This window comes from Corynebacterium sp. MSK122 (assembly GCF_030229435.2).
GTDB lineage: Bacteria > Actinomycetota > Actinomycetes > Mycobacteriales > Mycobacteriaceae > Corynebacterium > Corynebacterium marquesiae.
Genome location: NZ_JASPHV020000001.1, coordinates 53,126 through 68,406 on the forward strand (window position 1 = coordinate 53,126; position 15,281 = coordinate 68,406).

Genomic DNA, 15,281 nt, shown 5'->3' on the forward strand with positions numbered 1-15,281 from the left:
CACAAGCTAGGGCCTTCGGGCACTTGGGCTCTAGCGGGCCACCCCGCCCCCTCCCGGACCTCTTACCCGGGGCGGGGCGGTTTTCTCATGCCTAGGTGGGGGTGCGCACGCGGGTAAATGAAAAGTAACCATCTTCACAAATGACAGTGGCGAGGGTTACACTAAAAGGCATTCAAATTGTTCAACAATTTTAAAGGACGGTGTTGAATGTCCTCGCTCCATATTGATTTGAACGCGGACTTGGGAGAAACGACCGCGGGCAATCCGGTCGCGGACGACGCGGCGATGCTGGAGATGGTGTCCTCCGCAAACGTGGCCACGGGCTTCCACGCGGGTGACCCACACTCGATTGCCGGCACGCTCAAGGCGGCTGCAGGAGCAGGTGTAGCCGTAGGCGCGCACGTGGGTTATAACGACGCCGCAGGTTTCGGCCGCCGCTTTATCGATTACAACCCCGACGAACTCGCAGACGAGGTGACTTACCAAATTGGCGCGCTCGACGCTTTGGCCCGCGCCAATGGCACCAAGGTTTCCTATGTGAAGCCGCACGGTGCGATGTATAACGCCATCGTGAAGGATAAGGCGCAGGCAGAAGGCGTCATCAAGGGCATTAAGGCCTTTGGTGACTTGCCGGTGATGCTACTGCCGGGGGGAGTAGCGGTGGACGTCGCCAAGCGCAGCGGGCTTACCGTCATCCGTGAAGCCTTTGCAGACCGCAACTACAACCCCGATGGCACGCTGGTCTCGCGCAAGGAAGCCAATGCGGTGCTGGGTAGCGCCGATGAGGTGGTGCAGCGAGTACTGGAGGTGGCGCAGACCGGGTCGATCACGGCCGTGGATGGCACGAAGTTAGAGGTAGATGCACAATCCGTATGCACCCACGGCGATTCGCCCGGCGCGGTGAAGTTGCTGCGCGGCGTAGTGGAGCGCCTGCGGGAAGAAGGCATCGAGATTCGGAGCTTTATCTAATGCACATTAATTTTGTGGGCACGCGCGCGTTGCTCATTGACCTGGATGGATTGAACCAGGTGATGGATTGGCACGCGGCGCTTTCTGCCAAGCCGTTGAAGAATCAGGTGGACTGCATCGCGGCCGCCACCACCTTGCTGCTGACCTTTGAAGCACCCGATTCGGCGCGCGATGCGGCGGAATTTTTGCAGGACTTCTCCCCTGCCGCCGCGACGGCTGCGGAGGCGCGCACGGTAGAAATTGATGTGCTCTATGACGGCGAGGATGTGGACGAGGCCGCAGACCTGCTGGGGCTTTCGCGCGAAGCGCTCATTAACTGGCATACCTCTACCGAGTGGACCGCGGCATTCGGTGGCTTTGCCCCGGGTTTTACCTACTGTGCACCGTCGGACCCCTCCCAGGCGCGCGCGGTGCCCCGCCGGTCCAATCCCCGTACCGCAGTTCCGGCCGGTGCTGTGGGTATCGCGGGTGAGTTTTCCGCGGTGTACCCGCGCGTTTCCCCGGGCGGCTGGCAGTTGCTGGGCACCACCAATACGCCGATGTGGGATTCCAATGCTAACCCGCCGGCGCTGGTACAGCCGGGCGACCGCGTGCGCTATCGCAGCGTGGATAAGCTGCCGGAGCTCGTTGATCACTCTGCCCGCTCGAAACGCGCCCCTGCCCGCTTGCCGCGCATGGAGGTTATCGATGCCGGCCTACTCACCCTCTACCAAGACCTGGGCCGCCCCGGTGTGGGCGATCTCGGCGTGACCCCCTCCGGCGCTGCCGACCGCGCCGCCGCCGCGACCGCCAACGTGGCCGTGGGCAATCCGCGCGGGGCAACAGTGCTGGAGAATATCGGCGGCATTAAGCTCCACGCGCTCACCGATACCGTCATTTGTGTCACCGGCGCGACCGCGCGTGTGCGCCTCGGCGAGATGCCGGTCCACCTCGCCCGCCCCGTGCTGGTCACGGCCGGGCACACCGTCACGGTAGACCCTGCAACAGTAGGCATGCGCAATTACGTGGCCATCCGCGGCGGCATTATTGCTGAATCCGAGCTTGGCTCCGCGGCCACCGACGTCCTTTCTGGCCTTGGCCCGGACCCGGTCACCACCGGCGATGTCATCGGCGTGCTGCCGCGCTCTACCGGCATGACCGACGCCCAGCTGGCCAACCCACTGCGCGTGCGCGAAAGCTCCGACGGCAAAACCCGCGCCACCTTGCGCTGCGTGCTCGGACCGCGCGATGACTGGTTTGGCGATAATGTCTCCGCCTTCCTGGACACCGAGTGGAACGTCACTTCGGATTCCAACCGCGTGGGCCTGCGTCTCGATGGCGAAGAGACGATTGAACGCGTTAAAGACGGCGAGCTCCCCTCCGAGGGCATGGTCGCCGGCTCCATCCAAATCCCACCTAATGGCAAGCCCGTCGTCTTCCTGCGCGATCATGCCGTGACCGGCGGCTACCCGGTCATCGCCACCGTCTTGGAAGAAGATATTGATATTGCCGCGCAGCTGCCACCCGGCGCGCGCGTGAACTTTGAACTCGTTGCACCCCAAGCCTTGAACACTGGAGAACAGAATGCAGATTAAAACCGTCCTCATTGCTAACCGCGGCGAGATTGCCGTGCGTATCGCCCGCGTCGCCCACGACTTGGGCATTAAGTCCATCGCCATTTATTCCGAAGCGGACGCAGGTGCCCTGCATACCCAAGTAGCGGATGAAGCTTATGCGCTGCCGGGCAATACCGCGGCCGATACCTACATGAACGTGCCCGCGCTGCTTGATATCGCGGTGCGCGCCGGTGCCGATGCCATCCACCCGGGCTACGGCTTCTTGTCCGAAAACGCCGACTTCGCCCGCACGGTTACCGAGGCCGGCATGATCTGGATTGGCCCTTCCCCGGAGTCCATCGAGTTGCTCGGTGACAAGATCGCTGCGCGCCGCGTGGCCGAGGAAGTCGGCGCGCCACTGGCACCGGGTACCTCCGATCCCATCGATGACTGGCAGGAGGCCCGCGCCTTCGCCGAAGAGCACGGTCTACCCATTGCCATCAAGGCTGCTTATGGCGGTGGCGGACGCGGCTTGAAGGTCGTGGACAATATGGAAGAGATCGAGGGAGCATTTAACTCCGCCGGCCGCGAGGCCATGGAGGCTTTCGGCCGCGCGGAGTGCTATGTGGAGAAGTTCCTCACCCACCCGCGCCACGTCGAGGCCCAGGTGCTGGCCGATACGCACGGCAATGTGCGCGTGCTCGGAACCCGCGATTGTTCCACCCAGCGCCGCTTCCAAAAACTCATTGAGGAGGCTCCGGCGCCCGCGCTTTCCGACGCCCAACGCAACGGCATCATCGAAGGCGCCCGCTCCATTTGTTCCAAGGTAGGCTACACCGGCGCCGGCACCGTGGAATACATCGTCTCCGAAGACGGCACCATCTCCTTCCTCGAGGTCAACACCCGTGTACAGGTCGAGCACCCGGTTACCGAGGTAGTCACCGGCACCGATATCATCGCCGAGCAATTCCGCATCGCGGCCGGCGAGCCGCTGTCCTTCGATGCGGATCCGGAGTCCCACGGCCACGCTTTTGAGTTCCGTATCAATGCCGAGGACATCCTCAATGGCTTCGCCCCGTGCCCCGGCACCATCGTCTCCTTCGAGCCGCCGACCGGCCCGGGCATCCGCGTAGATTCCGCGGTACGCTCTGGCTCTATCATCCCGCCGTACTATGATTCCCTGATTGCCAAGCTGGTGGTGTGGGGCCCTACCCGCGAGATCGCCCTGGCTCGCGCCCGCTTTGCCCTGCGTGAGTTCACCGTCACCGGCGTGCGCACCGTGCTGCCGTTCCACCGCGACATGATGGATGAGCCTGCACTCATCGGCACCGCCGCCCCAGCAGACGATGCCGCTGCCGCCGGCGCCTCCGAGATTGGCGTATTTACTGACTGGGTGGACCACAACTACCGCCCGTCTGCCGCCAACCAGGTAGAAAAGGTCGAGGCCATTTACACCCAGCGCCGCACTGTGGCCGTAGAAATCGACGGCAAGCTGGTCAACGTCGGCGTCCCCGTGGACTTCCTCGCCGCGCCGGGCGCCGCCTCGGCCGGTGGTTCTGCCTCCACCGCACCATCTTCGGCCGGCGCGCAGTCCACCGATGACAATGCGGTCACCTCCCCGTTCGAGGCCAACCTCGTGGCCTGGAACGTCGCGGACGGCGATACCGTGGCCGAGGGCGATGCAATCGCCACCGTCGAGGCCATGAAGATGGAATCGGCCATCAAGGCTCCGCGCGGCGGTACCATCAAGCTCCTGGCCGCAGAAGGTGACCGTTTGGATTCCTCCAAGGTCATCGCGACCATCGATTAGCGCTCGCTCCATCGTTATGCACCTCATCTTGAATGTGAGGTGCATAACTTTTTAGTACAGTTGTGGTCATGCTTTCCCAGTCTGTCGCCTCCGAGTTGCGCGAGGCCATCTCCGCCGGCGAGTTTCAGCCGGGCGAGCAGCTCAGCGAGGTCAAGGCGGCTGAGCGCTTTCACTGCTCGCGCAATACCCTCCGCGAGTCTTTCACCAGGCTTGCCGCGGAGCGCATCGTCGAGCGCATCCCCAACCGAGGCGTATTCCTTGCGACGCCCGATGCAGACTACATCCGCGATCTCTTCGCTGCCCGCGCGGCCATTGAACCGGCCGCGGTACGTTGGGGCGCTTTTGCCGACGCCCCCTCACTCGTCACCCTGACTTCCTCTGCCTTCGACTACGCGGCACGCGGCGAGCACCAGGAAGTCTCCGCCATCAATCAGCGCTTCCACCGCGCGCTGGTGGCCGCGCTAGGCTCCCCTACCTTGAATGAGCAGATGGATAATCTGCTCGCCCGCATGCGGCTCACCTTCTTGCTAGCAATCCCGCGGTACCCGCAGCTTCATGCGGACCATATTCAAGGCAATATCACCTTGGCCACGCTTATCGCAGATGGAAAACGCCTCGAGGCCGCCACGCTTTCGCATGACAGCCTCATGAATACCTGCGAGAAGATCCTCGCCGTGCTGGACGATTAAGGAATGAGAAAATCTTGATCGCGGGCGTTGGTCACGAGCATCTGGCCCGGTGCGTGCGTAATAGCTAAGCGCGGCTTAGATTCCATCACGATGGCCTGCGGGGTCACACCACAGGCCCAAAAGACCGGCAGGCAGCCCTCCGGCACTTCGCCCGGATCACCAAAGTCCGGGCGGTTCAAGTCCTCAATGCCAATGGCCGCCGGGTCACCCACGTGGACCGGGGCGCCGTGAACTGATGGGTAACGGGAGGTAATCCGCACGGCATCGGAGACCTGCGCGGCCGGAATCGGGCGCATGGAGACCACCATGGGCCCGGAAAAGACACCGGCCGGGGTGGTGGGAATCGTGGTTTTAAACATCGGCACGTTGCGCTGCTGGGCAATGTGCGCGACCTCAATGCCGTTATCCTGCAGCGCAGTCTCAAAGGTGAAAGAGCAACCGATGAGGAAGCTGACCATGTCTGGGGTGTAGTACGGGGTGGCGTCGGCAAGCGTGACTATATGCTCGCCGTTTTCAAAGACACGGTAGGCCGGAATATCGGTGCGGATGTCCCCACCCGGCAGCAGCTCGGAGGTGTACTGACCGGCTTCCAGCACGCCCACAATCGGGCATGGCTTGGGATTGCGCTGGGCAAAAAGTAAGAAGTCAAAGGCGTATTCCTGCGGCACGGCCAGCAGGTTAGCCTGCATGAAACCGCGGGCATGCCCGGCGGTGGTGGCCATGTCATGGCTGCGCGCATACTCACGCACTTGCTCTGGGGTCTGCATTATGCCCACAGCTCGGTGATGCCGGAGAAGGCCTTGAAACCGATGAAGATGGTGAGCACCCACGCCAGGGCGCCGATAACCAGCAACCACTTGGGATACTTATAGCCCTGTAGGAGGTCGCGGCGGCGCCAGGCCACCCACATCACGAGGGCGAAACCGATGGGCAGGATAAGGCCATTGATGGCGCCGGCGAAGATGAGCAACTTCTGTGGCGCGGAGTTGATGGCTACGAAGACTACCGTGCACACCGCAATGAAGATAATGGTGAGGATATTGCGGGTGCGCGTCGAGGTGCCCTGGGAGGTCACGAAGGATACCGAGGTATAGGCGGCGCCGATAACCGAGGACAAACCGGCCGCGAAGAGGACCACGCCGAAGGCACGCAGGCCAAACTCGCCGGCGGCATTGTAGAAGGCATCGGCCGCGGTGTTGTCTTCCGAAAGCGCCACGCCGGTGGCGACCACACCGAGAACGGCCAAGAAAAGGAGCATACGCATGATGCCGGTGACCACGATGCCGCTCACCGAGGTAAAGGTAATGTTCTTGACGTTTTCCACGCCGGTGTGGCCGGAATCGATAAGTCGGTGCGCGCCGGCAAAGGTGATATAACCACCTACGGTGCCACCAATGATGGTGGTAATGACGAAGAAGTCGATCTCGCCCGGTGCGACGGTATTCTTTAGCGCCTCGCCCACCGGTGGCTGGCTGACCACCGCAACGTAGAGCATAAGCAAGATCATGACCGCACCTAGGACCGCTACGAGGCGGTCGAGGGCCATACCCGCCTTTTTGGAGAGGAAGATGAAGATCGCGATGGCCGCGGCAATGACGCCGCCGATGCGCGAATCGATGCCCAACATCGCGTTAATGCCTAGGCCAGAACCAGCGATATTGCCGATGTTGAAGACTGCGCCACCGATAAACACGAATACGGCAAGCACCCAGCCCAGGCCAGGGAGCACGGTATTGCCCAAAGTATTGGCGCGCATGCCGGTCACACACAGCACGCGCCACACGTTGAGCTGGATGGCGATGTCGACGAGGATGGACAGCATAATCGCAAACGCGAAGGAAGCGCCCATCTGCACGGTAAAGACCGAGGTCTGGGTCAAAAATCCCGGACCGATGGCGGAGGTGGCCATAAGGAACATGGCACCCGCCATGGCGCCGAGGCCTTTGGGCGGAGTCTTGTCCCCCGCCTGCGCCGGAGTGGCGTGTGATGTCTCAGCACTCACTAGATTTCACCTTTCGTGATGCAGGTCGCATTAGTTTGTGATGCGCATCATCTTAAAGGTTGCTATGCCTTTTGTTCAACAACTTTTATGTACTACGGGGTGGCGCGGGGGTGATCTAGGCAACTTTCCCGCCGCGTTTTCCCAGGTGGCTAGAGATTATCCGCAATGCCTCGTCCGCCGCTTTCACCTCGCTGGAACCAAAGCGCAGCACCACGTATCCACGGTTTTCTAGCGCTCGCTGCCTCTTTATCTGCTGCTTGACCACATGGGCGGGTGTCTCGCCATAGGTACCGTCATATTTGGCATCGCCATCGACCTCAAGTACCAGCCAGCCATCGAGACAGAGATCCGCCCGATACTTCCCGAGCAACGGTTTCTGCGGCTCAATTTTCACCTGCGGGAAACCCTCGATAATGAGGGCTCGCAGATAGGACTCATAGGGCGATTCCGACCCGCCATACGCGTGCTCGATAACCTTACGCATAGCTGCTTGTCCCCTAGTGCGCCGCATTTTTGCCAGTTCTTCGCGCAAGTCATAGGTGGTGACGTCGTGTTGTCTGAGCGCAGAATCGGTAGCTACCAGACCATCTGGGAAGCCGTGTAGCCGGGCGATTTCGAGGCAGGTGCGGGCGGGATTCGTGGCGCGCACACCCGCTATCGACACCATGGAGTCCTGGAGGGACTTTACCCGGCGGTACCGGTAGCCTTTCGCGGTGAGCCTGCGTGGGGGAACGCTTCCCGAAGGCACCGCTAACTCAACCTCCTCCCCTTCCCTAGAAATTACCCATATTCCCCACAGCCGCGCGGCCGATTTGCTGATGAGGACGGCGCGGTGAGTGCTCCACCCGGCAGCGACTACTTTGGCGAATTGTTGTTTATGGCGCACCCATTGCCTCCAAGTGGCCGTGGGAACGGCGACCCAGGGCGCTATCTGGGTGAGCTCCCCGCACTGGAGGGCTAAATGGTGCGGACTTTCGGCTCCGGCGTAACGAAGGTTGATGAAGTGATCTGTAATCATGGTTTCATCTTCACGGCTGGAGGGGCGGAGCACGCGTCATGAGGCTCAGGAAGGTGAACTTCCGAGGACCTTGAGTAGGGGGTGGACGGAACTTTAGGTCGAAGGAGATCGGGCCGAATTGAGGGCGTTGAGGCTGAATTGAGGGCGGGTTGTGCTCAGATCGGCTCGATCGCATTCGACCTAAGGGGAAGTAGTTCAAAGCGGCGGTGTGGGGGATAATTCAGCAGCGCTGTTAACCGTGCTTTACTAGAGATAATGGAACCCATCGAGCTCTCAGAACTAACCGGTACGCAATCGCGTACCTACGGCACCCGCAAGATCACCTTGGATATGGTCTCAGCACCAATCCACGTTGCGGTCGCGCTCTGGGACGAGCGTTGGGATTCCGCCCCCAACGGCACCATCGAAGGCTGGGTCATCGCGGTCAATACTAAACAGACGCGTTTTGTGCGCCGCGGCCAAACGAAGAAGGGCGATATCGTCGATATCGCCGTGCGCGAGGTCAAACGCGCACTCAAGGGACTCGACGGGCGGGTGTGGATTGTCACTGGTCGCAGGCAAAATGCGTTGCGAGCGGCACTCACGGCAGACGGTTTCACGGTGACGGGAAGCTTTGCGGGAGAAAATAGGGCTTCGAAAAGCGCGAGCTCTGTGCGCAGAAAACAAGCCGGCATCACCGCACGAAAAGCGCGCAAGATGGGTGAGGCGCCGAAAAAGAAGCAAGCGGCACAGGTAGAGACGCCGAAAGCACACTGGTGGCCGAACTTCTCGCGCGCCTCCTCGTGGCCCAAGGGCGACGTGGTTCGCATAGCCACCGATGCTTCCTCGGATACCGTATTCAAGGGGTCGATGTGCTTCGTTGCGGGAAACGGCGACTACCGGTTACGAACTCGAGAAACCAAGGCGAGCACGGATGAGCTCGAGCTCGAAGCACTGACGCTCGCGCTGAAATACCTCCTCAAGGTGGGTGCGCGCAAGGCGGTTATTGAGTCCGATTCCGTAGCCGCTTTGGAGGCGGTCGAGCAGATTGTGCATAAGCGCGGCTCTAAAGCATCGCGACCGGGGCGCACGTGGCGAGGGGTGTCTTCGGGTGCGCGGTCCCGATTCCAGCAAGCTTGGGGCGATATCCAAGGCCAATGCGAGGTCGACATTCGCCGTGTGCTCGGGCATGCGGGCGATCCGCTGAATCGGGCGGCTGACCAGATTGCGTACATGGGGTTGCGCGCGATTGCGCATCCGATGAAGCAGTCTCGCGAGACTCTGCGCGAGGGAATTCAGAAAGCCCTCTCGGCATTGTGATCCGAACGCTTAGGGCTTTGGGGCTGATCTGATCAGGCCGAATTGAGCGAGTTAAGGCCGATCTGAGGCGGCCCGGTCTTCAGATCAGCCTGATCAGTATGGACCTTACGACAAAAGGCGCGCTGGGAGGGTCGCGGCTGAGCCGAGCCGGGCTGCAGAGTTAAGCGAGGCGGCGGGCCCCGTCTCCCGGGCGGGCCACCAAGAAGGTGGGTTCTGGGAAGCTGCGGGATGCTGCGGCGTCGTAAATGGTCTGGGCGGTGGACTCGACGTCGGAACGCGGGATGAGCGCGATGACTGCGCCGCCGAAGCCGCCACCAGTCATGCGGGCGCCGATTTCGCCGGCCGCGGTGAAAGCGGAGTCAAGCTCGGGGGTCGTGACTTCGTACAGGTCGCGCAGGGAAATGTGGCTTTCGCGCATGAGGCGGCGGAACTCTGCCGGGTCGGATGAGGTGAGCGCGGTAGCGGCGGCTAAGGTGCGCTCAGTCTCTTCCACCACGTGGCGCACGCGGCGGCGGTAGAGTTCAGCCTCCTGGGGGTTAACGGTCGCGGCGAAAGCGACGGCATCCGGGATTTCACGGATGGAGCGGCCAGCGGCAGCCTGGACGGCGTCGATGATGCCACGGCGGGAGGCATATTGGCCGTCGGAAAGCGTGTGCGGGGCATTGGTGTCCGCGATGAGCAGCACCATGTCTTGGGCCTCGATATTGAACGGCACGCGCTCGACGGCACCGGTGGAAAAATCCAGGAATAGCGCCTTGCCGCGCTGGCCGAGGAGACTGGCGTTTTGATCCAAGCCGCCGGTAGAGGCGCCAACCACCTCGTTTTCGGCGCGGATGCAAGCCTGGGCCAGCTGCGCGCGGGCGGCGTCATCGGGAGCTTTGCCGTGGCAAAGCTCGTAGGCGGCCACGGCCACGGAGCACTCGAGGGCGGCGGAGCTGGACAGGCCAGAGCCGACGGGGACATCGGAGACGATGGCAATATCGAGGCCGGTGCAGGTCAGAACGTCCGCGGCAGTGGCGGCCCAGACGGTGCCGGCGACGTAGCCGGACCAGTCGGAAGGGTGGCCGCAGCGGACTTCGGAGAGTGGGAGGCTGGCTTGGGCAACGCTGCCGTCGTATTCGGAGGCTATCCGGAGAAGGCCATCGGTGCGGGGTGCGACGGCGACGGCGGTGTTTTGTTCCAGCGCAAAGGGAATGGAGGCGCCGCCGGCGTAATCGATGTGCTCGCCGATGAGGTTGACGCGGCCGGGAGCGGCCCACACGCCGGCGGGCTCGGGCGCGTCCGGGAAGGCAGTGGCGAAGAGGTCGCGGGCTGCGGCGGCAAGCTCCGCATCGCTGCGGGTGTCAATCCAGTTAAGCATCCCAGATCTCCTTAAAGCGGGCGGCGATGCGCTCCGGGGTGGTGTCATTGATCCACACGGCCTGCGAGGACTCGGAACCGGCGAGGTACTTCATGCGGCCGGGCGATCGCATAAGCGAAAAGAGCTGCAGGTGCATGCGGATACCAGGGCGCAGTGCTGGGTCAACCGGGGCTTGGGTCCAGCCGGCGATATACGGGGTCTTCTCCACACCATCGAAGAAGCGGTCCACCGCGGAGTACAGCTTTTTGAGCAGGGGCGCGAGGTCGGCACGTTGGGCGCCGGAAAGCGCGGCGAAATCGGGGACCTGTTCATTGGGCATGACCATGGCTTCCAGCGGCCATTTGGCGGCGGCGGGAACAAAGACGGTGAAGTGCTCGGTCTCGGCAATGATGCGGGTACCAGCGGCGCGCTCACGATCGAGGAGATCCTGAAAGAGGTCGCCGTCGTAGGCCCGGGCGGAATCCACGATGGACCGCAGGCGGGGCGAGAGGAATGGATAGGAATAAATCTGGCCGTGCGGGTGCTGGAGGGTCACGCCGATTTCCTCGCCGCGGTTTTCAAAGGGGAATACCTGCTGCACGCCGTCAATCTGTGATAGTGCAGCGGTGCGATGTGCCCAGGCCTCGATCACGGTGCGGATGCGAGATTCGGGCAAGTCCTTGAAGGATAGGGCTGGGTCCTCGGTAAAGCACACCACCTCGCAGCGGGCGCGGGCAGGAAGGCGCGGCACCATGCCGAGCAGGTTATCGTCCTCCGGATGCTCGATGTCCGCGGTGGTGGCAAAGGACGGGAAGCGGTTTTCAAAGACCACCACGTCATAGCTGGGGCTGGGGATCTCCGTGGGCAGCTGGCCTTCGCGCGTGGGCGCCAGCGGATTCTCGTTGGCTGGTGGCAAGAAGGTGCGGTTCATACGGTGGGCGGCAAAGGCCACCCAATCCCCGGTAAGGGGATCCCGGCGCATTTCGGAAGCGGGGGCGACGGTGGGGATATCGCGGGCGTCGACAAGCACGCGGTCGGGGTGGGGTTGGTCGTCGAAGTAGAGGATCTCGCGGCCGTCGGCAAGCGCGGCACAGGTAATCTCAACCATTAGTTTTCTCCTGGGATAGTGATGGGCTTCAGGCGCGCCCACAGCACAAAGGCAGCGGCCACGGCCAGCAAAGCAAGGCTTGCCCATAGGTTATCGCTGGCGTTCTTAGCTTGCCCGGTATCCGGGTTGATGCCTGGGTCAAGGAAGAAATAGCAGCCGAGCAAAATTAGGCCGTAGAGGCCGAGGAGTGCGGCGATGACGTTGCGCAGGTCGAATGCGCCCGCGCGCTTTTTCTCAGACATGTTGGGCTCCTTAGGCGAAGATGACGTTGAGGGCTACGGCCATCACCAGGCAAATGATGCCCAGCGGGACGGTCTGCTGGTACCACGGCAAGGACTTTTCGGTGTAGTCCTCAAAGTGATCCTTGGGGGTCACGGAAGAAACAAAGCCAACCAGCTCGCTATCCGGCTTGGGCTGGGTGAACAGGGTAACCACGATGGAGACTAGGATATCCACCACGAAGGCGACACCGGCCGCCACAAAGGCCGTGCCTTGGCCGGGCAAGTTGATCATGTCCGTGAAGGATGCGACGTACCAGAAAGCGATGGCAGAACCAGTACCGGCTACGAGTCCGGACCAACCGGCGTGCGGGGTCATGCGCTTCCAGAACATGCCCAGGATGAAGGTGGCAAACAGCGGCGCATTAAAGAATCCAAACAGGGTTTGCAGGTAGTCCATGATATTGCCAAAGTTTTGCGCGAGCAGCGCGGTAAAGATGGCAATAGCGGTGGCGATAACCGTGGCGATGCGGCCGAACTTCAGGTAGTAGTCATCCTCGCGGTCCTTGACCACGTAGGTCTGCCAGATGTCATAGGAGATGACGGTATTAAAGGCCGAGATATTCGCGGCCATGCCGGCCATGAAGGAAGCGAGCAGGCCGGCGATCGCCACGCCTAGCAGGCCATTAGGCAAAAGGTCGCGCATGAGCAGCAGGATGGCGTCATTCGGCTCCGCGCGCTCTTCCATCAAATCGGCCACCGAAACGGAGGCGACCATGCCCGGAATGACCACGAGGAAGGGCACAAACATCTTAGGGAAGGCGCCGATGATCGGGGTCTTGCGGGCAGCCGAAATGGAATCCGAGGCCATGGCGCGCTGAACTTCCACGAAGTTGGTGGTCCAATAACCAAAGGAAAGCACGAAGCCGAGGCCGAGCACGATGCCGATGACGGACCACACCGGGTTCTCAAAACCGGAGATATCCGTGCCCGGCCAGGTGTGGAAGTGCGATTCCTGGGCCACCGCGTCCTTCAGCCCGCTCCAACCACCAACGCGGTTCAAACCAATGATGGTCAGCGGGGCGAGTGCAGCGACGATGACGAAGAACTGGAGGACCTCGTTATAAATGGCAGCCGAAAGGCCGCCCAGGGTGATATAGGACAGCACGATGAGTCCGGCCACGAGGAGCGATACCCACATCTGCCAGCCCAGCAGGGCCTCTACGATGGTGGCCAGCAAGTACAGGTTCACGCCGGCAATAAGCAGCTGGGCCACGGCGAAAGAAATCGCGTTGACCAGGTGCGCGGCGTTGCCAAAGCGCTTGCGCATAAACTCCGGCACCGAACGCACCTTGGAGCCGTAGTAGAACGGCATCATCACAATGCCCAAAAAGACCATGGCCGGGATGGCGCCGATCCAGAAGTAGTGCATAGTTTGGAAGCCATACTCCACGCCATTGGCGGACATACCGATGATTTCCACCGCGCCCAGGTTGGCCGAGACGAAGGCCAGGCCGGTCACCCAAGCGGGCAATCCCCGGCCGGAGAGGAAGAAGTCGATGGAGCTAGACACTCGGGCCTTGGCGGCCCAGCCGATGCCTAGCACGAAGAGGAAGTAGATGGCTACCAAGAAGTAGTCCACCCAGGAGGCATCGAGCCTCAATACGGATTCAGCAGTCTCCATGGCTGACCTTTCTAATTATTGTTCTCTGCTGCAAGGCGCAGCGTGAATCTCTGCGGTTTCTGAGCGCTCAGGCGCACGAGGTCTTGACCGCTGCGCAGCGCATTCGGCGGCGCGCTCATGGGCTCCACGGCTAATGCCTTGCCGGGGCCGCCTGCCCGCGGGAAATCGGCCGGGGTAAACATCTGCACCCAGTTCAGGCCTTCGCCCATCTCCAAGCGCACGCCCTTTCCACCGGCCGAATACACGGCCGTCAGTGGGCCTTCGCCGTGGAAGCAATCGTCCCAGTCCACCTCGGCGATAGGCTGATTAGCGATACGCACCTGCTCCGTCTTTCCGGTAGGCAGGTTGCGGGCGTTTAGCAGGTAGCGCTTGCCGACGTCCACACTGAGCACCGCTTCCTCCGCCCCTGCCCCTTGTGGGGAGAGGTAGAGGTGCAGCCCATAGGCGAAGGGAACCTCGCCGGGCTCCGTGGTGCGTGCGGTCAGCTGGTGGTGCAATCCCTGCTCATCGAGGGCGTAGGTGGCCTCTAGTTGAATCGCCCACGGCCAGCCCCGGCGCGGCTCAATATCAAAGGCGAGAGCCACCCGGTTGGCCGAGCGTTCCTTGATGCGCCACCAATCCACCGCGAATCCATGGATGGCGTTATTGCGCTCCGGCTCGTCGATCTCCAACTGGTGTCCGGTCCCCTGCCATTCAAACCAGCCATCTTCGGTGCGATTTGGCCACGGCGCCAGCACCACTCCGGCCATCAGCGGCGGCTTGCCCCCATAGCTTTCTACCAAGGGCGCACCGCGATAGGTCAGCGCCTTGAGTGCACCGCCGAATAGACCAATCTCGGCCGCATAATCGCCATGAGCAAGTGCGACGCTGGGGTAGTCAGCGTCAGGGCCAGCCGCTCCTCCACTGGTCATAACAAAGACCTTTCTGGCTATAACTTTCGTTGGATTTAGCATAGGAGCACTGCGAAGCGTCGGTCAATCGTTTGCATAACTGCCGGCTCAAACCCACGGTTTCAGCAGCTCACCGCCCTTGAGTTAACCTCCAGTTAACCTCTTTCGGGGTTGGAAGCGCCGGTGGACAGCGGGCCGCCACACCGGACGGGAACCCTACCCCTGCATCCGCCGCCACACTATTCGCGCCGCGGAGTGTGGCGTAGCCAAGACTTCACGCAGGTAATTGCGCGGCATCAACCGCCACGGGGTGCGCGCGGAATGCAGGTGCACGGCAATGCCCAAGTGCCAAGCCCACAACGCTGTGCGCAGGATATGAAAATCATTGGTCACCACGTGCAATACGGCATCCGGGGCCAAGCGGTGGGCATTCTCTAGATTTTCATTAGTGCTCGTGGCTTCCAGTTCCACCACAATGCGCTCGGCCGGCACGCCACGTTCGATGAGGTATGTAGCCATTGGTCCCGCCTCACCACGGCCGGAGACAATGATGCGCTGACCGCTATAAAGCGCCAATGCCTTATCAAGGCGCGAGCGCAGCATAGCACCGGGATAGCCATGGGTTACGCGGGAACCCAAGACGAGAAGCGGGTCAGACATGGATACCAGCATAGACTTGCCAGCTCTTGACAGGAAGATGGAAATAGCCGTACCTTTAAC

14 protein-coding genes are annotated in these 15,281 nt (G+C 61.8%); 5 read left to right on the forward strand and 9 right to left on the reverse strand.

Going from position 1 to position 15,281, the window contains the following annotated elements:
- The first annotated feature begins 207 nt into the window (after positions 1 to 207).
- The 4 genes from QP934_RS00240 to QP934_RS00255 all read left to right on the forward strand — a co-directional run bounded on the left by QP934_RS00240 (position 208) and on the right by QP934_RS00255 (position 5,003).
- A complete protein-coding gene (locus tag QP934_RS00240; protein WP_337888279.1) occupies positions 208 to 969 on the forward strand; it encodes a 5-oxoprolinase subunit PxpA in 762 nt (253 codons plus the stop codon).
- Positions 969 to 2,543: a 5-oxoprolinase/urea amidolyase family protein gene (locus tag QP934_RS00245; protein WP_340419264.1), complete on the forward strand. Its 1,575-nt coding sequence runs from the start codon at positions 969 to 971 to the stop codon at positions 2,541 to 2,543. The genes QP934_RS00240 and QP934_RS00245 overlap by 1 nt, the downstream gene beginning before the upstream one ends.
- Positions 2,533 to 4,314 carry a biotin carboxylase N-terminal domain-containing protein gene (locus QP934_RS00250; RefSeq protein WP_419126473.1) on the forward strand — a complete coding sequence of 594 codons (1,782 nt, stop codon included), beginning with the start codon at positions 2,533 to 2,535 and terminating at the stop codon, positions 4,312 to 4,314. Before QP934_RS00245 ends, QP934_RS00250 begins: the two co-directional genes overlap by 11 nt.
- A gap of 68 nt (positions 4,315 to 4,382) precedes the next feature.
- Positions 4,383 to 5,003, forward strand: a complete 621-nt coding sequence (locus QP934_RS00255) for a GntR family transcriptional regulator (protein WP_419126474.1) — start codon at positions 4,383 to 4,385, stop codon at positions 5,001 to 5,003.
- Here QP934_RS00255 and QP934_RS00260 read toward each other — a convergent pair.
- The 3 genes from QP934_RS00260 to QP934_RS00270 form a co-directional block, all read right to left on the reverse strand.
- Entirely contained in the window at positions 5,000 to 5,770 is a 771-nt protein-coding gene (locus QP934_RS00260; protein WP_419126475.1) for a putative hydro-lyase, read from the reverse strand. The two genes, QP934_RS00255 and QP934_RS00260, sit on opposite strands and share 4 nt — an antisense overlap.
- A complete protein-coding gene (locus QP934_RS00265) occupies positions 5,770 to 6,933 on the reverse strand; it encodes an NRAMP family divalent metal transporter (RefSeq protein ID WP_340419320.1) in 1,164 nt (387 codons plus the stop codon). The genes QP934_RS00260 and QP934_RS00265 overlap by 1 nt, the downstream gene beginning before the upstream one ends.
- Before the next feature lie 187 nt (positions 6,934 to 7,120).
- A complete protein-coding gene (locus tag QP934_RS00270) occupies positions 7,121 to 7,753 on the reverse strand; it encodes an endonuclease domain-containing protein (protein ID WP_340419267.1) in 633 nt (210 codons plus the stop codon).
- A 525-nt stretch (positions 7,754 to 8,278) separates the two neighbouring features.
- Between QP934_RS00270 and QP934_RS00275 the strand changes: the two genes are divergently transcribed.
- Positions 8,279 to 9,322, forward strand: coding sequence for a ribonuclease HI (locus QP934_RS00275; protein WP_340419268.1), 1,044 nt, complete (start codon positions 8,279 to 8,281; stop codon positions 9,320 to 9,322).
- Between the two features lie 160 nt (positions 9,323 to 9,482).
- On the opposite strand, the gene galK is transcribed toward QP934_RS00275, so the two are convergent.
- The 6 genes from galK to QP934_RS00305 form a co-directional block, all read right to left on the reverse strand.
- Positions 9,483 to 10,682, reverse strand: a complete 1,200-nt coding sequence (gene galK, locus QP934_RS00280; protein ID WP_419126476.1) for a galactokinase — start codon at positions 10,680 to 10,682, stop codon at positions 9,483 to 9,485.
- Entirely contained in the window at positions 10,675 to 11,769 is a 1,095-nt protein-coding gene (gene galT, locus QP934_RS00285; protein WP_419126478.1) for a galactose-1-phosphate uridylyltransferase, read from the reverse strand. The genes galK and galT overlap by 8 nt, the downstream gene beginning before the upstream one ends.
- Positions 11,769 to 12,011, reverse strand: coding sequence for a hypothetical protein (locus QP934_RS00290; RefSeq protein WP_005322508.1), 243 nt, complete (start codon positions 12,009 to 12,011; stop codon positions 11,769 to 11,771). The genes galT and QP934_RS00290 overlap by 1 nt, the downstream gene beginning before the upstream one ends.
- 10 nt (positions 12,012 to 12,021) lie before the next feature.
- Positions 12,022 to 13,671 (reverse strand): sodium:solute symporter family protein, encoded by a 1,650-nt coding sequence (locus QP934_RS00295; protein WP_419126479.1) that lies wholly within the window; start codon positions 13,669 to 13,671, stop codon positions 12,022 to 12,024.
- Between the two features lie 11 nt (positions 13,672 to 13,682).
- Complete coding sequence (locus tag QP934_RS00300; RefSeq protein ID WP_419126481.1) at positions 13,683 to 14,582, reverse strand: aldose epimerase; 900 nt, start codon at positions 14,580 to 14,582, stop codon at positions 13,683 to 13,685.
- Between the two features lie 195 nt (positions 14,583 to 14,777).
- Positions 14,778 to 15,221, reverse strand: a complete 444-nt coding sequence (locus tag QP934_RS00305) for a YdcF family protein (RefSeq protein WP_408920423.1) — start codon at positions 15,219 to 15,221, stop codon at positions 14,778 to 14,780.
- Positions 15,222 to 15,281 lie beyond the last annotated feature (60 nt).